The sequence below is a fragment of the Rhodococcus sp. JG-3 genome (genome assembly GCF_000482405.1).
GTDB classification, from domain to species: Bacteria; Actinomycetota; Actinomycetes; order Mycobacteriales; family Mycobacteriaceae; genus Rhodococcoides; species Rhodococcoides fascians.
Genome location: NZ_KI519398.1, coordinates 4,697,028 through 4,716,295, shown reverse-complemented (window position 1 = coordinate 4,716,295; position 19,268 = coordinate 4,697,028). Strand labels below are relative to the sequence as shown.

At 64.5% G+C, this 19,268-nt stretch carries 17 protein-coding genes; 12 read left to right on the top strand and 5 right to left on the bottom strand.

The genetic code is table 11. The features are described from left to right. Position 1: 1 nt before the first annotated feature. The 8 genes from K414_RS0123505 to K414_RS0123470 all read left to right on the top strand — a co-directional run bounded on the left by K414_RS0123505 (position 2) and on the right by K414_RS0123470 (position 9,753). Positions 2–520 carry a DUF3558 domain-containing protein gene (locus K414_RS0123505; protein WP_027498162.1) on the top strand — a complete coding sequence of 173 codons (519 nt, stop codon included), beginning with the start codon at positions 2–4 and terminating at the stop codon, positions 518–520. Continuing rightward, complete coding sequence (locus K414_RS0123500; protein ID WP_027498161.1) at positions 517–1,059, top strand: DUF3558 domain-containing protein; 543 nt, start codon at positions 517–519, stop codon at positions 1,057–1,059. Before K414_RS0123505 ends, K414_RS0123500 begins: the two co-directional genes overlap by 4 nt. Before the next feature lie 276 nt (positions 1,060–1,335). Beyond that, positions 1,336–1,710 (top strand): 30S ribosomal protein S12, encoded by a 375-nt coding sequence (gene rpsL / locus K414_RS0123495; protein WP_027498160.1) that lies wholly within the window; start codon positions 1,336–1,338, stop codon positions 1,708–1,710. A 1-nt stretch (position 1,711) separates the two neighbouring features. Further along, positions 1,712–2,182: a 30S ribosomal protein S7 gene (rpsG, locus tag K414_RS0123490; RefSeq protein ID WP_003941856.1), complete on the top strand. Its 471-nt coding sequence runs from the start codon at positions 1,712–1,714 to the stop codon at positions 2,180–2,182. Positions 2,183–2,277: 95 nt separating this feature from the next. Further along, positions 2,278–4,380 (top strand): elongation factor G, encoded by a 2,103-nt coding sequence (fusA, locus tag K414_RS0123485; RefSeq protein ID WP_027498159.1) that lies wholly within the window; start codon positions 2,278–2,280, stop codon positions 4,378–4,380. Between the two features lie 102 nt (positions 4,381–4,482). Continuing rightward, complete coding sequence (tuf, locus tag K414_RS0123480) at positions 4,483–5,673, top strand: elongation factor Tu (protein WP_008714056.1); 1,191 nt, start codon at positions 4,483–4,485, stop codon at positions 5,671–5,673. Between the two features lie 262 nt (positions 5,674–5,935). Further along, on the top strand, positions 5,936–7,231 hold the full coding sequence (locus K414_RS0123475; protein WP_237606355.1) for a 3' terminal RNA ribose 2'-O-methyltransferase Hen1: 1,296 nt from the start codon (positions 5,936–5,938) through the stop codon (positions 7,229–7,231). Continuing rightward, a complete protein-coding gene (locus tag K414_RS0123470) occupies positions 7,228–9,753 on the top strand; it encodes a polynucleotide kinase-phosphatase (RefSeq protein WP_027498157.1) in 2,526 nt (841 codons plus the stop codon). Before K414_RS0123475 ends, K414_RS0123470 begins: the two co-directional genes overlap by 4 nt. 70 nt (positions 9,754–9,823) lie before the next feature. Here K414_RS0123470 and K414_RS0123465 read toward each other — a convergent pair whose 3' ends face one another. From K414_RS0123465 to K414_RS27810, 3 genes are read right to left on the bottom strand one after another with little or no spacing between them, the layout of a single operon-like run. After that, a complete protein-coding gene (locus tag K414_RS0123465) occupies positions 9,824–10,213 on the bottom strand; it encodes a hypothetical protein (RefSeq protein ID WP_027498156.1) in 390 nt (129 codons plus the stop codon). Positions 10,214–10,233: 20 nt separating this feature from the next. Next, a complete protein-coding gene (locus K414_RS0123460) occupies positions 10,234–10,785 on the bottom strand; it encodes a hypothetical protein (RefSeq protein ID WP_027498155.1) in 552 nt (183 codons plus the stop codon). Further along, entirely contained in the window at positions 10,785–11,717 is a 933-nt protein-coding gene (locus tag K414_RS27810; protein ID WP_037219520.1) for a DUF6286 domain-containing Asp23/Gls24 family envelope stress response protein, read from the bottom strand. Before K414_RS27810 ends, K414_RS0123460 begins: the two co-directional genes overlap by 1 nt. 136 nt (positions 11,718–11,853) lie before the next feature. Here K414_RS27810 and ilvA point away from each other — a divergent pair, with 136 nt between their 5' ends. The 4 genes from ilvA (at position 11,854) to K414_RS0123435 (ending at position 18,038) form a co-directional block, all read left to right on the top strand. Next, on the top strand, positions 11,854–13,017 hold the full coding sequence (gene ilvA / locus K414_RS0123450) for a threonine ammonia-lyase (RefSeq protein ID WP_237606577.1): 1,164 nt from the start codon (positions 11,854–11,856) through the stop codon (positions 13,015–13,017). A 74-nt stretch (positions 13,018–13,091) separates the two neighbouring features. Beyond that, positions 13,092–16,223 carry an arabinosyltransferase domain-containing protein gene (locus K414_RS0123445; protein ID WP_027498153.1) on the top strand — a complete coding sequence of 1,044 codons (3,132 nt, stop codon included), beginning with the start codon at positions 13,092–13,094 and terminating at the stop codon, positions 16,221–16,223. A 55-nt stretch (positions 16,224–16,278) separates the two neighbouring features. Further along, complete coding sequence (locus K414_RS0123440) at positions 16,279–17,247, top strand: daunorubicin resistance protein DrrA family ABC transporter ATP-binding protein (protein ID WP_027498152.1); 969 nt, start codon at positions 16,279–16,281, stop codon at positions 17,245–17,247. Then, complete coding sequence (locus tag K414_RS0123435) at positions 17,244–18,038, top strand: ABC transporter permease (protein WP_027498151.1); 795 nt, start codon at positions 17,244–17,246, stop codon at positions 18,036–18,038. Before K414_RS0123440 ends, K414_RS0123435 begins: the two co-directional genes overlap by 4 nt. A 68-nt stretch (positions 18,039–18,106) precedes the next feature. Here the strand turns inward: K414_RS0123435 and greA are convergent, their stop codons facing one another. Both greA and K414_RS0123425 read right to left on the bottom strand, forming a co-directional pair. Further along, positions 18,107–18,601: a transcription elongation factor GreA gene (gene greA / locus K414_RS0123430; RefSeq protein WP_027498150.1), complete on the bottom strand. Its 495-nt coding sequence runs from the start codon at positions 18,599–18,601 to the stop codon at positions 18,107–18,109. A gap of 223 nt (positions 18,602–18,824) precedes the next feature. Next, positions 18,825–19,265, bottom strand: coding sequence for a DUF4307 domain-containing protein (locus K414_RS0123425; RefSeq protein ID WP_027498149.1), 441 nt, complete (start codon positions 19,263–19,265; stop codon positions 18,825–18,827). Positions 19,266–19,268 lie beyond the last annotated feature (3 nt).

Below are 19,268 nucleotides of genomic sequence, written 5' to 3'. Positions count from 1 at the left end.
CATGAAGCGAGTGACACTGGTGATCACCGCGGTCGCCGCGCTGATCGCAGGCTGCGGTGGCTCGGATACCGACGCCGCCGATACCGCGCCCGAGCCGTCGACGAGCAAGGCCGCGTACGAGCCCGGCCCGTTCTTCGGCGAATGCGGATCGATCAGCGACGCCGAGGTGCAGGCCGCGTTCGGTGCCGGACCGTTTGCCCAAGTCACCCGCAACTCCGTCGGCTGTCAGTGGGAAACCGTGGCCATCAGCGGACCGAGTGTCAGCTTCTCCTGGTATCGCGGCAGTCCGATCGGCCGCGAACGCGCCGGGTCCGAACTGATCGGCCGTCCGGCCAAGGACATCGCCATCGACGGCAACCCCGGATTCGAAGCCGAGCAGGGCCCGTTGTGCGAGATCGGTGTGCAATTCGGCGACGACTTCTTCCATTGGTCGGTCACCTACTCCGAACAGATCCCGGCGCGCCCGCCGTGCGACGTCGGGAACGAACTGGCGAAGCTGACCGTGGAGCGTAAGCAATGAAATCTCGAGCAAGTACTTCGAGACGGGTTTTCGCCGCCGCCGCGACCCTGCTGCTCGCGGCCGGTTGCTCTCAGTCGGTCGAGGGCACGCCGCGGCCGGCGAGCTTCGCCGGCTCGGGCAACCAAGAATTCACCAAGTTGTTGACCGAGTGCGATGCCGTCTCCGACGACCAGATTGCCGATGCCACCGGAGCCGACGAGATCGCTCGCGGCTTCTTCGGAGCGATCTGCCGATGGGATCTGATCGGTTCCGCGGGCATCGTGAAGGTGACGTTCAACTGGTTCGAGTCCGGCACTCTGGCCGCCGAGCGGGCAGCCGACGAGAAGATGACGTACACCGTCAGCGACACAACGGTGCAGGGACGCAAGGCAATACAGGCCCAACGGCCCAACGACCCGGACTCGTGCGGAGTGTCGGCCGGAGCGGACCAGGCGGGCATCTTCGGGTGGTGGGTGCAGTACCGTCCGGGCGTCGCACACCCCGATCCCTGCCAGGCGGCAGCGAAGCTGGCAGACCTCACACTCAACCTGAGCAGATAGGTTGCGTATCAGAGCGAAGGGTGTTTTGACCCGAGGCCGCGCCGCCGGGTATCGTTATGGGTCGTGTCCGGCCTGGCCGGACCGTTTGTGTGCCTATGCGAGGTACAGCCGTGCGCACGTTCGTCTCGAGAACGCGCAACCGGCTGGACGTGTGGGGGTATGCGACACACCCGACCGCGGGGTGCAAGAGACCCGCGGAGACGTCATGGGTGAGGAGCAGTGTTCTCTTGCTCCAACTGCTAGATCCCTGTTTATCGACACGAAGAAAGCCGGTTTATGCCAACGATCAACCAGCTGGTCCGTAAGGGTCGCACCGACAAGGTCGCGAAACTGAAGACCGCTGCCCTCAAGGGCAGTCCCCAGCGCCGTGGTGTGTGCACTCGCGTGTACACCACCACCCCCAAGAAGCCGAACTCCGCTCTCCGTAAGGTCGCGCGCGTTCGCCTGACCACCTCGGTAGAGGTCACCGCGTACATCCCCGGTGAGGGCCACAACCTGCAGGAGCACTCGATGGTGCTCGTTCGCGGCGGTCGTGTGAAGGACCTCCCGGGTGTGCGTTACAAGATCATCCGCGGCTCGCTCGACACCCAGGGTGTCAAGAACCGCAAGCAGGCTCGCAGCCGCTACGGAGCCAAGAAGGAGAAGAGCTGATATGCCACGCAAGGGCCCAGCACCCAAGCGGCCGCTGATCAACGACCCGGTCTACGGATCGCCGTTGGTCACGCAGCTCGTCAACAAGATCCTTCTCGACGGCAAGAAGTCGACCGCAGAGCGCATCGTCTACCAGGCGCTCGAGCAGGCTCGCGAGAAGACCGGCACCGACCCCGTCGTCACGCTCAAGCGTGCACTCGACAATGTCAAGCCGGCCCTCGAGGTTCGCAGCCGACGCGTCGGCGGTGCCACCTACCAGGTGCCCGTCGAGGTTCGTCCCGGCCGCTCCACCACGCTGGCACTGCGCTGGCTGGTCACGTTCTCGCGCGCTCGTCGTGAGAAGACCATGGTCGAGCGTCTGGCGAACGAGTTGCTCGACGCCAGCAACGGCCTCGGTGCCGCTGTGAAGCGCCGCGAAGACACTCACAAGATGGCCGAAGCCAACAAGGCGTTCGCTCACTACCGCTGGTGATCTCCTCGCTCGGGCGGTATTCGGAACTTTCCGATGCCGCCGGAGCGTTGATCAGCTCAGGCAATACCTCTTCCAACACCAAGGCGGGTTAACTCGTGGCACAGGACGTGCTGACCGACCTCAACAAGGTCCGCAACATCGGCATCATGGCCCACATCGATGCCGGCAAGACCACCACTACCGAACGCATCCTCTTCTACACCGGTATCTCCTACAAGATCGGTGAAGTTCACGATGGCGCAGCCACCATGGACTGGATGGAGCAGGAGCAGGAGCGTGGCATCACGATCACCTCTGCTGCCACGACGTGCTTCTGGAACGACAACCAGATCAACATCATCGACACCCCCGGTCACGTCGACTTCACCGTCGAGGTGGAGCGCTCGCTCCGCGTCCTCGACGGCGCTGTCGCAGTGTTCGACGGCAAAGAAGGTGTCGAGCCGCAGTCCGAGCAGGTGTGGCGTCAGGCCGACAAGTACGACGTGCCGCGTATCTGCTTCGTCAACAAGATGGACAAGCTCGGCGCGGACTTCTACTACACCGTGCAGACCATCATCGATCGTCTCGGTGCCAAGCCGCTGGTCATCCAGCTGCCCATCGGTGCAGAGAACGAGTTCGAGGGCGTCATCGACCTCGTGCAGATGAAGGCTCTCGTGTGGAGTGGCGAGACCAAGCTCGGCGAGAAGTACGAGATCCAGGAGATCCCGGAAAACCTCAAGGAGCGCGCAGACGAGTACCGCACGCAGCTGCTCGAGACCGTGGCCGAGTCCGACGAAGCGCTTCTGGAGAAGCACTTCGGCGGCGAAGAGCTCACGATCGACGAGATCAAGGGCGCCATCCGCAAGATGACGGTCAACAGCGAGCTGTACCCGATCCTGTGTGGATCCGCGTTCAAGAACAAGGGCGTTCAGCCCATGCTCGACGCGGTCATCGACTACCTCCCGTCTCCCCTCGACGTTGCCGAGACCATCGGACACGCCGTCGGCGACGAGGAGAAGGAGATCACTCGCAAGCCGTCCGCAGACGAGCCGTTCGCGGCTCTCGCGTTCAAGATCGCGACGCACCCCTTCTTCGGCAAGCTGACCTACGTCCGGGTGTACTCGGGCAAGGTCGACTCCGGCGCTCAGGTCATCAACTCGACCAAGGGCAAGAAGGAGCGTCTGGGCAAGCTGTTCCAGATGCACTCCAACAAGGAGAACGCGATCGCGACCGCGTCTGCCGGTCACATCTACGCCGTCATCGGCCTCAAGGACACCACGACGGGTGACACGCTCTGCGATCCGCAGAACCAGATCATCCTCGAGTCCATGAGCTTCCCGGACCCGGTCATCCAGGTCTCGATCGAGCCCAAGACCAAGTCCGACCAGGAGAAGCTGGGAACAGCCATCCAGAAGCTCGCCGAAGAGGACCCCACGTTCTCGGTGAAGCTGGACGAGGACACCGGCCAGACCGTCATCGGCGGCATGGGCGAGCTCCACCTCGACATCCTCGTCGACCGTATGCGTCGCGAGTTCAAGGTCGAGGCCAACGTCGGCAAGCCGCAGGTTGCGTACCGCGAGACCATCCGCAAGACGGTCGAGAAGCACGACTACACGCACAAGAAGCAGACCGGTGGCTCCGGCCAGTTCGCGAAGGTCATCATCAAGCTCGAGCCTTTCGAGGGCGAAGACGGCGCGACGTACGAGTTCGAGAACAAGGTCAGCGGTGGTCGTGTGCCCAGGGAGTACATCCCCTCGGTCGACGCCGGTGCACAGGACGCCATGCAGTACGGTGTTCTCGCCGGATACCCGCTGGTCAACGTCAAGGTCACACTGCTCGACGGTGCGTACCACGACGTCGACTCGTCGGAGATGGCCTTCAAGGTCGCCGGCTCACAAGCGTTCAAGGAAGCCGCCCGTAAGGCCAGCCCCGTCATCCTCGAACCCGTCATGGCCGTCGAGGTCATCACGCCCGAGGATTACATGGGTGAGGTCATCGGCGACCTGAACTCCCGCCGTGGTCAGATCCAGGCCATGGAGGAACGCAGCGGTGCCCGTATCGTCAAGGCACTGGTTCCGCTGTCGGAGATGTTCGGCTACATCGGAGACCTTCGGTCGAAGACGCAGGGCCGCGCTAACTACTCCATGGTCTTCGATTCGTACGCAGAAGTTCCCGCGAACGTAGCGAAGGAAATCATCGCGAAGGTCAACGGAGAGTAATTCTCTTCGTTTGCTGGACCACGCTCGACCTGTAATAAGTAACAACACATACGCGTGCGTGCCCCGTCGGGGCCCGCACAGATCAGTCCAGGAGGACACACAGTGGCGAAGGCGAAGTTCGATCGGACGAAGCCGCACGTCAACATCGGCACCATCGGTCACGTTGACCACGGTAAGACGACGCTGACGGCTGCAATCACCAAGGTTCTGCACGACAAGTTCCCGGACCTGAACGAGGCCTCGGCTTTCGATCAGATCGACAAGGCTCCGGAGGAGAAGGCTCGTGGTATCACGATCAACATCTCCCACGTCGAGTACCAGACCGAGAAGCGCCACTACGCGCACGTCGATGCACCGGGTCACGCCGACTACATCAAGAACATGATCACCGGCGCGGCTCAGATGGACGGCGCAATCCTGGTCGTGGCAGCTACCGATGGCCCGATGCCGCAGACCCGCGAGCACGTGCTCCTGGCCCGCCAGGTCGGCGTGCCGTACATCCTGGTCGCACTGAACAAGGCCGACATGGTCGACGACGACGAGATCATCGAGCTCGTCGAGATGGAGGTCCGCGAGCTCCTCGCTTCGCAGGAGTTCGACGAGGACGCACCGGTCATCAAGGTCTCCGCACTCAAGGCACTCGAGGGTGACGAGAAGTGGGGCGAGTCGGTTCTGGAGCTCATGCAGGCCGTCGACGACTCGGTTCCGGACCCCGTCCGTGAGACCGACAAGCCGTTCCTCATGCCCGTCGAGGACGTCTTCACCATCACCGGCCGTGGCACCGTGGTCACCGGACGTATCGAGCGCGGCTCGGTCAACGTCAACGAAGAGGTCGAGATCGTCGGCATCCGCCCCGGCTCGACCAAGACCACCGTCACCGGCATCGAAATGTTCCGCAAGCTGCTCGACTCGGGTCAGGCAGGCGACAACGTCGGCCTCCTCGTTCGTGGCATCAAGCGCGAAGACGTCGAGCGTGGACAGGTCATCATCAAGCCCGGCACCACGACTCCCCACACGGAGTTCGAGGGCAACGCCTACATCCTCTCGAAGGACGAGGGCGGCCGCCACACGCCGTTCTTCAACAACTACCGCCCGCAGTTCTACTTCCGTACCACGGACGTTACGGGCGTTGTGACCCTCCCCGAGGGCACCGAGATGGTCATGCCCGGTGACAACACCGAGATGTCCGTCACGCTGATCCAGCCGGTCGCCATGGACGTCGGCCTGCGTTTCGCAATCCGTGAGGGCGGTCGTACCGTCGGAGCCGGTCGCGTCACGAAGATCATCAAGTGATCTAGCTTCACCCAGCTCTACGAAAGCGGCACCCACCTTCTGGTGGGTGCCGCTTTTGCGTGTGCACGCGACCTCCTCAATGTGCGGCCTCCCTTGTGTGGCCCTCCCGTTGGACGGCCCTCCCGTCGGGATCAATGTGGGTTTCAGTCGCTCAGACTGCAACAAAGTCGCATTGATCCGGCGGGTAGAGGGGAGTACACGACCGGAAAATGGGACGCATCGGACGCGGCTGTCCCGTAACGTCGCTGCGGTGCTACTGACCGTGACTGCAAATGCCACAACCGATTTCCCGGACGCCTCCGATATCGGGTATTTGTTGCACAAGCACCCCGATCGCGTGCAGAGCTGGAACCTGCCGATGGGTGCCACCACGGTGCTGTATCCCGAGGTCTCGGCTGAGTGCACCACCGTCGCCGTTCTCGCCGATGCCGACGCCGCCTCCGCATTGGCGGTAGCGCTGTCGCGGCTGTTCAAGCAGACGCTGGCAGGCGTCTGTACCACAAGACCCGAATTGGTCTCTGCGGCAATCGATCTGAGCGTCACGATGCCGGCCGCGCCGTCGCGCGGTTCGCCAGATCTTGCGCCTCGGCTGTTCGGACCCCTCGGATGGAATGTCGAGGCCACCCCGATCCCACTGGATTCGACGCAGCCGAACTGGGGCGACTCCGAATACGTGGATCTGGTACTCACCGGCACCTTTCCTCTGTCGGCTGCGCTGCGGCACCTGTACGTACTGCTGCCAGTGCTCGACGACACCAAGCACTATTGGGTCGGTGAGGACGAGGCGGACAAACTCGTTCGGGCAGCGGGGGATTGGCTCGGCGAGCATCCGGAGTCGTCGTTGATCGCCTCCCGATATCTTGCGCACCGGCGTGAGCTCGTCGAGTCCGCACTCGATCGTCTGGTCCCCGATGCGCCGGAAGAGGTTGTCAGCCCACGGGATCCGACGTTGGCCGAGCAGCGAGTACATGCGGTACTGGCCGCACTCGGTGATGCCGGTGTGAAGTCGGTCGTCGACATGGGGTGCGGCGAGGGTCGCCTGTTGCGTGAGTTGCTTGCGCACAACACAATCGAGCGGATACTCGGTGCCGACGTGAGTGATCGTGCGCTGGCGAAGGCGCAGCGCAGGCTCCGGCTCGACGAGATGTCGGATCGGCAGCGTGGACGCATCGAACTGGTCCAGTCGTCGGCGACCTATCGCGACGTGCGGTTGCAGGGATTCGACGCGATGGTGCTCATGGAGGTCATCGAGCACATCGACCTCGAACGCCTTCCGGCGTTGGTGCGCTCGGTCTTTCGAGAGGCACGTCCGACAACGGTCTTCGTCACCACACCGAACTCGGAATACAACGTGCTGTACCCGGGCCTCGACGCCGGGGCCTTTCGGCACGTCGATCACCGATTCGAGTTCACCCGTGCCCAATTCGAGCAGTGGGCAACGTCGGTGGCGGACGCACACGCCTACACCGTTCGCTTCGACCGCATCGGACCCGTCGACGACGTGCTCGGCAGCCCTACCCAGATCGCGCTATTCACCAGAGAGGAGCAGTCCCAGTGAGTACCTACGAGATTCCGGACCTGTCCCTCGTCGTCCTCGTCGGCATCAGTGGATCGGGGAAGTCCTCCTTCGCTGCAGACCGGTTCGGCCCGTACGAAACCGTGTCGAGTGATGCCTGTCGAGGGATGGTCAGCAACGACCCCAACCTGCAGAGCGCCACCAAGGATGCGTTCGCCCTCCTCGAGTTCCTGGTCGCGACCAGGCTGCGGGCCGGTCTGCTCACCGTCGTCGACGCCACCAACGTGCAACCGGCGGCTCGCAAGGCCCTGATCGCACTGGCTCGTGAGCACGATGTCCTTCCGGTTGCCGTCGTGCTCGACGTGCCGGAACCGGTCTGTGCACAGCGCAACGCCGAACGCGCCGACAGGACGTTCGGCCGAGATGTGCTGCGTCGCCAGCAGTCTCAGCTGCAGCGCTCGATGCGAGGGCTGTCCAAAGAAGGCTTTCGCTCGGTCCATGTACTCGACGGCGTCGACGCGGTGGCGTCGGCGACGTTCGTTCGTACCCCGCTGCGGAGCGATCGACGGCAGCTTTCCGGGCCGTTCGATGTCGTCGGCGACATTCACGGATGTCTGTCCGAGCTCGAAAGCCTGCTCACGACATTGGGTTACACGCTCGAGCGCAACGCAGACGGTAAGGCAGTCGGAGCAACGCCTCCGGAGGGTCGAACTGCGGTGTTCGTCGGGGACTACGTCGACCGTGGGCCGGATTCGGTCGGAGTTCTGCGGCTCGTGATGGGGATGGTGGCAGAGGGTTCAGCACTGGCAGTTCCGGGCAATCACGAGAACAAGCTCGTCAAGGCGCTGCGAGGTCGGAAGGTCACTGCCTCACACGGTTTGGCCGAGACACTCGAGCAGCTCGGCGGCGAGACCGAGGAGTTCCGCCGCGACGTGCTCGAATTCTGTGATGGCCTCGTCGCACACCTGGTGCTCGACGGCGGAAAACTCGTCGTTGCGCACGCGGGGTTGATCGAGAAGTACCACAACCGGGCGTCGGGCCGAGTACGTAGCTTTGCCCTGTACGGCGACACCACCGGCGAGACCGACGAATTCGGGTTGCCGGTGCGGTATCCCTGGGCTCAGGACTATCGCGGGTCGGCGACGGTGCTGTACGGGCACACGCCGGTGCCGGAGGTGCAGTGGGAGAACAACACTGCGTGTCTGGACACGGGGTGTGTCTTCGGCGGCAAGTTGACGGCGCTGCGGTATCCGGAGCGGGAGGTCGTCTCGGTGCCGGCGGAGCAGGTCTGGTACGAGCCGACCCGGCCGCTGGGTGGGTTCGTTCGGGAGTCGTCCTCGCTGGATCTGTCGGACGTCATCGGACCGACCGGAGTGGAGACTGCGCTGCGTGGGCGTGTGTCGATTCGTCCGGAGAATGCCGCGGGCGCATTGGAAGTGATGAGCCGGTTCGCCTTGGCTCCGCAGTGGCTGCACTACCTTCCGCCGACCATGGCACCGAGTCGTACCTCGGAACGAGAGGGCTATCTCGAGTACCCGACGGAGGCATTCGACGCGTATCGGGCGCTCGGTGCGTCGACGGTGATCTGCGAGGAGAAGCACATGGGCTCGCGGGTGGTCGTCGTGGTGTGCCGCGATGCCGACACCGCTCGGGCGAAGTTCGACGCTCCCGACGGTGCCCTCGGCACCGCGTACACGCGGACCGGTCGGCCGTTGTTCGACGAGACCGTGACCGGGGTGCTCATCGCTGGGGTGGCCGACGCTCTGGAGGGGGCCGGCGTGTGGGATGAACTGTCCTCGCACTGGCTGGTTCTCGACTGCGAACTGATGCCGTGGTCTGCCAAGGCGGAGGGCCTGATCAAGTCCGAGTATGCGGCGCCTGCTGCCGTGTCCCGGGCGAATCTCGAGGCCGAGGAGTCCGTGCTCGCTCGGGCGGCCTCGCGCGGCCTGGCCGTGTCCGAACTGCAGGAACGGAACGTGAGTCGGCAGCGCAACCTCGCCGAGTTGACTGCTGCGTATCGGCGGTACAGCTGGCCGACGGATGGACTGGCAGGCGTCAGCCTCGCCCCGTTCCAGCTGTTGGCCTCCGGCGCCGGCGCGTATGCGGACCGCCCGCACGAATGGCACCTTGCACTGGCCGATCGACTGGTGGCCACTGCGCCGAAGCTGTTCACGACGACGCGTCGGATCGAGGTCGATCTGTCGTCGTCGGATTCGGTTGCGGCAGGGGTGACATGGTGGGAGGAGTTGACGGCACAGGGCGGTGAGGGAATGGTCGTCAAACCGGCGGCCAACATGCCGCGCGGAAAGATGCAGCCCGGCATGAAGGTTCGTGGCCGGGAGTACCTGCGGCTGATCTACGGTGCGGATTACACCGACCCTAATCGACTCACTGCACTGCGTAACCGAAACGTGGGACACAAGCAGTCGATGGCGCTACGCGAATACGCGCTCGGCATGGAGGCGTTGGACCGATCGGTGCGTGGTGAACCGTTGTATCGCATCCACCAGGCCGTGTTCGCGGTACTCGCACTGGAATCGGAGCCGGTGGACCCGCGGTTGTAGGTGCCTGCGGCAGTGGTGTGGCTATGCGCCATCTGGGGCACATAGCCACACCACTGCGGCGAAGCCGCACTCAGGCCCGCGGCGGTGAAAACGGAGTGATTCCGGCACCGATCGGTGCTGCAATTGCGGCGGTCACCGCTATGGATGCCCAGAAGGTGGTCGAGTCCAGCATCACGCCTCCGGCAAGTCCGCAGACCGCGACGACGATGCCACATCCGATCAGCAGTGCTGATTCAACAGCGGCGTGGAGCAGGCCGATTCGATCGGGGGCACGACGGGCGTTGAGCCAGATCATCGTCCCGGTCGTCGCGAACACCAGGGGGACGTAGAAGTAGAGGGAACTGTCACCGAGTTTCGATGCGAACGCGACGATCACCAGTACCGCTCCGAATGCCACCGGGACAGAGAGGGGCATTCCGCCGGACCATCGCTCGAATCTGCTGCGCGTCGATGCCGTCATGGATCCACCGTAACGTGACGTCAGGTCCGTTTGTCGATGTGCAGTTGGACGCGTGTCGCCACGTCCGCGCCGCCAAGCGACCGCGCCACGAACGCGGCGCGGGACTCAGCTTCGGCGGTGAAGCCGACGACGTCGAAATCGGCTGCAGCATAGACCGATACGGTGATGGTGGGCATACCTCGGTCGTCGATGGCAGTTCCCCTGGCCCGTCTTACGCCAGGGAACTGCGCCAACTCCGCGGCCACGCCCGACGCGATCGCACTCAGGTCCACATGCGCCGAGAAGTGTGGCTCCTCGATAACGCTCGCCGTTCCGGTCGTGCGTGGTGAGAAGTTGCCGATCAACAACACCAGCGCCGCGACGACGGCCACCGCGACGACGATTGCCAGAGTCGGTACCCACCAACCCTGCTGCGGCAGTTCGGCAATACGAGCACGGTCGAAGCGAGAGAGCGTCTCCCGTGCCCACGGAACGTCGTAGTGCCACGCAAGTGCGAAGCCGCCACCGGCGAGCAGAGCGGCTCCCGCGATGACGGCAACGACTCGATCCAGTCCGGCGACAAAGGTTTTCACTACGACACCCGTGTCGGTTGCGACACCGAGTGCTGCACCGTCAGACGCCGCCCACCCGCGGCGACGGACAGTAACGGACCGAGGGCAGCGCGCACGGCAGCGTCGGCAGTGTCCGGAGAAACAGCTCGATCTCGCTGCACCCGGACCTCGATCTTCCTGCGTGTGACGACGGTATGCGCGTCCACGACTCCGCGGGTGGACTGCGCTGCAGCACTGCACAATCGAGCGATGTCGGTCGGCGTGGCCCAGACGGTGGGTGTCGGGCCGCCCAATCCCGAATGAGTTCTCGTCCGAGGTTTGACGCCCGCAAAGACGAAGAGTGCACCGACGACGATCGATCCGATGGCGGGAGCGATCATCCACCCCTGCCAGTGCAGTTGCGAAACCCAGTGCACGGCATCGGCAATCCATGGGCTGCCGACGATGTGTCCCTGAGCGATGAAGAATTCGCGGCCGGCTACGAACGCCACGGCGAGGAGGGCGAACCCGAACACCAGCGCCACCGGCATCGCCGCGGGACCGGCCGTGGGTGGTCGAGGTGAAACCACCGCAGCAGCAACATCATCGGCGGCAACGTCGGGCCCGCGCGCCGAACGGTCCAGCGCGGTATCCGACACCAGCACGTTCACCCGATGCACGTGCACACCGGTCATCGTCGCCAGTGCGGCCTCGACGGTGCGGTGAACCGACTCGGTCACGTCGGTGATCTGCGAGGGCCAGCGCACTCCGATGTAGAGGTTGACCGAGACGGTGTCTTCTCCGAGGGTGACGTCGGCTCGGGGAAGTTCGCGGCCGGTCAAACGCGACATGCCGCCGGTGGTGCGGGTGACCCGAGGGTCCTTCGATGCCGCCGCGATGGCCGTTCTCGACAGCGCACGGTGTTTGATCTCCAGACTTCCGCGCGACTCGTCGTGGGCACTGTGGTGTTGCACTCCACAACTGTAGTGACGCGGTGCACCTCGGCCGGATCGGCGGCGCAATTCTTCCTGGCATACTGCGGTTGTGTCGGAAATCGTTCGGGTGACCACGTCGGATATTGCCTCGGCCGAGGCGTTGCTGGAGCCGGTCATGCGCCGGACGCCGGTGGTCGCGTCACGGATTCTGTCCGACCTGACCGGTCACGAGGTGCGCCTCAAATGCGAGAACCTGCAGCGCACCGGATCGTTCAAGCCGCGCGGGGCGTACAACCGCATCGCCAGGCTCGACGCCGACCAGCGAGCCCGAGGCGTGGTGGCGGCCAGCGCAGGCAACCACGCTCAAGGTGTCGCGTGGGCCGCGTCGCAGGTGGGGATCACCTCGACGGTGTTCATGCCGGTCGGAGTGTCGCTGCCCAAACTCGTCGCCACCAAGGCGTACGGCGCGACGGTTCATCTGGTGGGTAATACCGTCGACGAGGCTCTGACGTCGGCACGGGAATTCGCCGACCGTACCGGTGCCACGCTCATCCACCCGTTCGATCATCTCGATATCGTGGCCGGGCAGGCGACGCTCGGAACCGAACTGCTGCAGCAGATGCCGGACGTCGGCACCATCGTGATTCCCACCGGCGGCGGGGGACTGTTGGCGGGTGTCGCCGCTGCGGTGAAGCTGACGAGACCGGACGTCAGGGTTATCGGCGTGCAGGCCGAGGGCGCGGCCGCGTGGCCGGCGTCGTTGGAGGCGGGCCACCCGATCGCGCTGACGTCGATGTCGACGATGGCCGACGGCATCGCCGTCGGTCTCCCCGGATCGGTGCCGTTCGATCACGTGCAGGGCTGGGTCGACGACGTCGTCACCGTCAGTGAGGACGCGCTGTCGCGCGCCTTGGTGCTGTGTATCGAGCGAGCGAAGCTCATCGTCGAACCGGCGGGTGCCGCTGCGGTGGCAGCGCTCATGACGCACTCGGCCGAGGAATTGAGTCTGACGGGGTCGGTGTGCGCGGTGCTGTCGGGCGGAAACATCGATCCACTGCTACTCACTCATGTCATCACCCACGGGCTTCGGGCCGGTGGACGTTATCTGGCCGTGCGGGTGACGATTTCGGACAAGCCGGGCGGACTCACCGGCGTCCTGGGGGTCGTGCGCGACGCCGGTGCGAGTGTCGTCGACGTCGTGCATTCCCGCACCGGGGGACGTCTGGGTCTCGAGGAAGTCGACGTCATGTTGACCGTCGAGACACGCGGACCCGATCACCGCGGCACGGTTCTCGACGCCCTGGGCGCAGCGGGATATGCGGTGCAGGTCGAGAACTGACGGCCGGGTTCACACAGGTCGCACTGGTACCTTGATCAGCGACCTGGACCAGGACATCGGTGGGAGAAGTTTGCATGGCACGGCTCGTCGCGATCGTTTCCGCACTGGTGGGAATCCTGCTGACGATCTCGATACCGCTGTTGCCGATCGAACAACAACAGTCGTCGTTGACCTGGCCGCAGAGCGAGACCGTCGGCAATGTCGAGGCTCCGCTCGTCGGCTACACCCCGATCAGCGTCGACGCGACCGTTCCGTGTGCAGCCGCGGCTGATCTCTCCGACGGCGGCCTGTTGCTGTCCACGTCGCCCAAGGGATCGCCCGACGCCTATCGCTACGGTCTCGTCGCCGAGGTGACCGGGGGCGAGGCGTCGCAACTGAAGGTGACGCTGCGCGATTCGGTCCTGCTCGAGAAGCCGGTCGCGGAACTGAGCCCATCGACTGCGGGCGACTGCTTGCTGACGATCACCTCGAACGGCACCGCGACCACTGTCGGACTGACCGGTGACGACACCGTCTCCCGTGAGGGCGACGTGCGGCCCCAGCTGGTCGGAGTGTTCAGTGATCTGCAGGGCAACGTTCCCGGTCTGCAGCTGCAGGCCGAGCTGGACAGTAGGTTTTCTTCCACGCCCAGCGCGCTGAAGTGGTTCGCGATGATCGTCGGAGTGCTCGCCACGGGAATATCGCTGGTGGCCCTGCACCGCCTCGATCTGTCCGACGGCCGTCGCGCCCGCCGGTTCCTGCCGCGTCGCTGGTGGAGCTTCGGGCCGGCCGACGCGGTGGTGATCGGGACTCTGCTGGTGTGGCACGTCATCGGCGCGAACACCTCCGACGACGGCTATCAACTGGGCATGGCACGCACGGCCGATCACGCCGGGTACATGGCCAACTACTTCCGTTACTTCGGGGTGCCCGAAACACCGTTCGGCACACCGTTGTACGACATGTTCACCCTCCTCTCTCACGTCTCGACGGCCAGTGTGTGGATGCGGATCCCGACGCTGATCTGCGGCGTCGTCGTCTGGCTCGTCCTCAGTCGTGAGGTGATCCCGCGGTTCGGTGCCGCTGCCCGCGCGTCGAAAACTGCGTTGTGGACCGGCGGGCTGGTGATGCTGGCGTTCTGGTTGCCGTACAACAACGGTCTGCGCCCGGAGCCGTTCGTGGCTCTGGGCGTGTTGCTGACGTGGTGTTCGGTGGAGCGGTCCATCGCGACACGGCGACTGCTGCCTGCGGCAGCGGCGATTCTGATCGCTGCGTTGACGGTCACGTGCGCACCGTCGGGCTTCATCTGTTTCGCGCCACTGATTGCCGGTGCCCGGCCGGTGATTCAGATCGTCGTCGCCCGCGCTCGCGAGTTCGGCAGCACTACACTCGGCGCGGCAACACTGCTCGCCCCGCTGGTGGCGTCGGGCACGGTGGTACTCGTCTTCGCGTTCGGGAATCAGACCGTGGCCGGCATGCTCGAGATGCAGCGGGTGCACACTGCGGCCGGGCCGAGCCAGGCATGGTTCGAGGAGTACCTGCGCTACCAGTGGCTGATGAACATGGACATCGACGGCTCGCTGGCGCGCCGCTTCGGGGTGTTCGTCATGGTCGTCTCGCTGATCGCGGTGGTGATCGCGATGCTGCGTAAGGGCGGCAAGATTCCCGGCACCGCCACCGGGCCCGCTCGACGCATCGTCGGCATCACCGTCGGGGCCATGGCGTTGATGATGATCACCCCCACCAAGTGGACGCATCACTTCGGCGTGTTCGCCGGGCTCGCGGCCTCGGTTGCGGTGCTCGCGGCCGTGGCAACCGGCGCAGCGGTGCTCCGTTCGCGGCGCAACCGATTGCTGTTCGCGGCGGCCGTATCGTTCCTGACGGCGGTCGCCTTCACCGGAACCAACGGCTACTGGTACGTCTCGGCGTGGGGAGTTCCGTTCTGGGACAAGCCGATTCTCGTGGCCGGTCTCGGTATCTCGACGATGTTCCTCGGCCTGACGGTACTGCTGTTGCTCGCCGCCGTGTGGTTCCATCTGCGTGCGCCGTACGTCCGCGCCGACAAGCCGATGGCGCGATGGTGGTCGGTGCCGCCGATCGCCGTGGCCGCAGGTCTGATGGTGCTGCTGGCCGTGGCATCGATGGCCAAGGGCGCGGTGGCTCAGTGGCCGTCGTACTCGGTCGCGAAATCGAACCTGTCGGCGCTGGCCGGCAACACGTGTGGACTCGCGAACGACGTGCTGCTCGAGACGAACCCCAATGCCGATGTGCTGCAACCGGTCAGCGGCGACGCCGTCGCCGCTCTGGGGGCCGAGAACGACGGGTTCACCCCGGACGGGGTTGCGCGGGACCTCACCGCAGACAAGGAATCCTCGGCGTCGGGCACCTCGAACACCGTCGACACCGAGGATCAGCAACAGCCGACGTCGACCACCGGAGCCGGAACCGGGGGCAGTGCACTGCCGTACGGCCTCGACCCTGCGACCGTGCCGGTGCTGGGGTCGTTCGGATCGGACACTCCCGCCACCCTGACCACCGGCTGGTACGCGCTGCCCGCCGATCCCGGTCAGCTCGTCTCCATCGCCGCGGCCGGACGCATCCGCTCGGTGAACTCCGACGGCATCGTCACCTACGGCCAGAACCTCGAACTCGAGTACGGAGTGGACGGCCGGGCGCAGGGGCGGGTGACGCCCATCGACATCGGCCCGACGCCGTCGTGGCGCAACCTGCGGGTGCCGATGGACCTGATTCCCGCCGGCAGCAACATGATTCGTTTGGTACTGAGTGACACCGACCGCGACCCGGACCAGTGGCTCGCGGTCACCCCGCCGCGGGTGCCGCGTACCCAGACGTTGAACGAGGTGGTCGGGCGCGAGAATCCGGTGCTGTTGGACTGGGAGGTGGGCTTCAACTTTCCGTGTCAGCATCCGTTCGATCACCGACTCGGGGTTGCCGAAGTTCCGCAGTACCGGGTGTTGCCGGACCGCAGCGGTGCCGTCATCACCAACGCATGGCAGGACCATTTCGGCGGCGGCCCGCTCGGATGGATCGATGTCGTTGCCTCGGCCCGCACCATCCCGTCGTACCTGGACGGGGACTGGGATCGCGACTGGGGATCGATCGAGCAGTACACACCGTACGACCGGTCGGCTGAGCCGGCGAAGATCACAGCCACCGAGATCCAGCGTTCCGGCCTGTGGACGCCCGGTCCCATCAAAACCGGTTAATCTCTACGCGTTCGGAAGTCCTTATACCGACAGTGGAAGAAACGGGGAGAGGGCCATGGCGAACGCTATAGAAGTAGAGAACCTGGTACTTCGGTACGGGAAAAACGTCGCGCTCGACGGGATCGATTTCACGGTGCCCGAGGGCACGGTGCTCGGTGTGCTCGGCCCCAACGGTGCGGGCAAGACGACGGCGGTGCGGATCCTGGCCACTCTGCTGCAGGCAACGTCCGGTTCGGCGCGGGTGTTCGGGCTCGATGTGGCGAAGCAGGCCAACGAGGTTCGGGGGACGATCGGCCTGACGGGCCAGTTCGCAGCCGTGGACGAGTATCTGACCGGGTACGAGAATCTGGAGATGGTCGGTAGACTGTTCGGGCTGCGCAAGGCCGAGGCCAGGAAACGCGCCGACGAGCTGCTGAGCAGATTCGACCTCGAATATGCACGCGACCGCACCGCCAAGCAGTACTCGGGAGGTATGCGTCGCCGACTCGACATCGCGGCCAGTCTGATCGGCAGGCCACGGGTGGTGTTCCTCGACGAACCCACCACCGGTCTCGACCCGCGCAGCCGAATCACGATGTGGGAGTTCATCGCAGATCTCGTCCGTGACGGAACGACGATCCTGTTGACGACGCAGTACCTCGAGGAGGCGGACCGGCTCGCCGATTCGATCATCGTGCTCAACAAGGGCAAGATCATCGCGCGCGGCACCGCCGACGAGCTGAAGGCCCAAACGGGCGGCGAGCGAATCGAATTCGTACTCACGGACCGATCTCAGGCCGATCGCGCCAAGGAGATCCTGACCCCGATCGGCGTCGAGCCGCCCACCCTGGACGAACAGGTGGGACGGATCGTCATGCCGGTCAACGGTGGATCGAAGGATCTGTCCACGGCGTTGAGCCGTCTGGAAGCTGCAGGGATCGGGGTGGTCGACGTCGGTCTGCGACGGCCGAACCTCGACGATGTGTTCCTGTCTCTGACCGGTCAGACCACCGGCGAGCCCGAGGCTGCGGAGGAAGAGAAATGAGCAACGTTCTCCTGGATTCGGCGATCATCACCAAGCGAAACCTGATCAAGCTCAAGCGAGTTCCCGATCTGCTGTTCTTCGCAACGCTGTCACCGATCATGTTCGTGCTGTTGTTCGCCTATGTCTTCGGCAGTGCCATCGACGTACCCGGTATCGACTACAAGAGCTTCCTGATGGGCGGCATCTTCGTTCAGACGATGATCTTCGGTGCGTCCATCACCGGATCCTCACTGGCCGAGGATCTGCAGAAGGGCGTCATGGATCGCTTCCGGTCGCTGCCGATGGCGCGATCTGCCGTCGTCATCGGGCGGACGGCCGCCGACGTCGGCAACAACGTCGTCACCATCACGATCATGTCCATCACCGGACTCATCGTGGGCTGGCGCATCACGTCGTCGTTCTTCGACGCTCTGCTCGGTTACGTGCTGTTGCTGTTGTTCGCGTACTCGATTTCGTGGGTGATGGCGCTGGTAGGACTGATCGTGCGCTCCCCGGAGATCTTCAACAACGCGTCGTTCATCGTGATCTTCCCGCTCACGTTCATCGCGAACACCTTCGTGCCGATCGACAACTTCCCGAGCGTGCTCAAGACCATCGCGGAATGGAACCCCATCTCGTCGGTGACCCTGGCCGTGCGTGAGCAGTTCGGCAACACCAATCCGATGGCCCCACCGCCCGAGGTGTGGCCGTTGCAGAACCCGGTTCTTTACACGTTGATCTGGGTCGTGGTGATGCTCGTGGTGTTCGTGCCGCTGTCGGTCCGCAAGTACCAGAAGACGATGACTGCCTGAGATCGTCCGAAACGACAACACCCCCGGCCGCTGAGCGACCGGGGGTGTTGTTCGAGAAAAGGCTCGAATCAGGTGTGGTACGGCTCTGCGCTGACCAGCGTGACCTTCATGGTCTTGCCGTTGGGCAGGGTGTACTCGCGGGTGTCGCCGACCTTCGCGTCGATGAGCGATCCACCCAGCGGGGACGCGGGGGAGTACACCTCGAGCTTGCTGTCGCGGGCACCCTCTTCGCGGGTGGCGATCAGGAAGGTCTCGGTGTCGGACTCGTCGCCGTCGTAGTAGACCTTGACGACGGATCCGGGCAGAGCCACGCCCGACTGGGTGGGCGCCTCGCCGACCTTCGCGTTGTTGAGCAGTTCCTGCAGCTGACGAATGCGTGCTTCCTGCTGGCCCTGCTCCTCGCGCGCAGCGTGGTAGCCGCCGTTCTCCTTCAGATCGCCCTCTTCGCGACGCTCGTTGATCTCGGCGGCGATGACGGGGCGATTGGAAATGAGCTGGTCGAGTTCGCTCTTGAGCCTGTCGTGTGATTCCTGGGTAAGCCAGGTCACCTGGGTCTCGGTCATCTCGATCACTCCCTCGTAGTCGGAATCTCGAGTTCGATTCCGGTTTCTAGGCGGTAGGGCACGCAACGAAGAGGGGACTCCAATGGATGGATCCCCTTGGTCGGCCCGCATCCTGGAGCCGTCGACATCGTTGACGCAGGTAACCCTGCCCGCAATGCAGCAATACACGGCACCTGTGCGGCAGCCGTGTACGACCCGAGCTTACCACGAACAGGCTCTTCGCCTATCGGGCTCGTAAATACTCGGGAACATCGAGGCTGCAGCCGTACACGTCTCCGACGGCGGGTGGGGACGACGTCGTCACGTCGGTGGTGAGCTCCACCGTGGTCGAGGAGGACTCCGGTGGGATGTACACCTCGCGCCGTCCCGTCTCGGAACCGTCGCGAGAACGAGCGCGGACGATGCACACCGCCGGCTGCTCCGGGTTCTCTCGGGTGACGCTGAATCGGATCGACATCGTGCTCTCGTCGACGATGTCGAACGAAAGCTGGCTGCCTTCGACGGGCTTGACCGAGAATTTCGTGTACGCGTAGTAGGCCACGCCGAGCCCGACCAGCAGGACCAGTGCCACCAGTGCGATCTTCGTCGCACGTTTCGGAGCTCGCCGAATGCCGCTCGGACCGGAACCCGACGGGTATCTACCTGCGGGAAGTGCGTTGGTCATGTC

Bases quoted from the DNA above. Each gene is read 5' to 3' on its own strand.
- K414_RS0123505 (WP_027498162.1), top strand. From the start codon at position 2: ATGAAGCGAGTGACACTGGTGATCACCGCGGTCGCCGCGCTGATCGCA.
- K414_RS0123500 (WP_027498161.1), top strand. From the start codon at position 517: ATGAAATCTCGAGCAAGTACTTCGAGACGGGTTTTCGCCGCCGCCGCG.
- rpsL (WP_027498160.1), top strand. From the start codon at position 1,336: ATGCCAACGATCAACCAGCTGGTCCGTAAGGGTCGCACCGACAAGGTC.
- rpsG (WP_003941856.1), top strand. From the start codon at position 1,712: ATGCCACGCAAGGGCCCAGCACCCAAGCGGCCGCTGATCAACGACCCG.
- K414_RS0123465 (WP_027498156.1), bottom strand. From the start codon at position 10,213: ATGACGGCATCGACGCGCAGCAGATTCGAGCGATGGTCCGGCGGAATG.
- ilvA (WP_237606577.1), top strand. From the start codon at position 11,854: ATGCGCCGGACGCCGGTGGTCGCGTCACGGATTCTGTCCGACCTGACC.
- K414_RS0123445 (WP_027498153.1), top strand. From the start codon at position 13,092: ATGGCACGGCTCGTCGCGATCGTTTCCGCACTGGTGGGAATCCTGCTG.
- K414_RS0123440 (WP_027498152.1), top strand. From the start codon at position 16,279: ATGGCGAACGCTATAGAAGTAGAGAACCTGGTACTTCGGTACGGGAAA.
- K414_RS0123435 (WP_027498151.1), top strand. From the start codon at position 17,244: ATGAGCAACGTTCTCCTGGATTCGGCGATCATCACCAAGCGAAACCTG.
- greA (WP_027498150.1), bottom strand. From the start codon at position 18,601: ATGACCGAGACCCAGGTGACCTGGCTTACCCAGGAATCACACGACAGG.
- K414_RS0123425 (WP_027498149.1), bottom strand. From the start codon at position 19,265: ATGACCAACGCACTTCCCGCAGGTAGATACCCGTCGGGTTCCGGTCCG.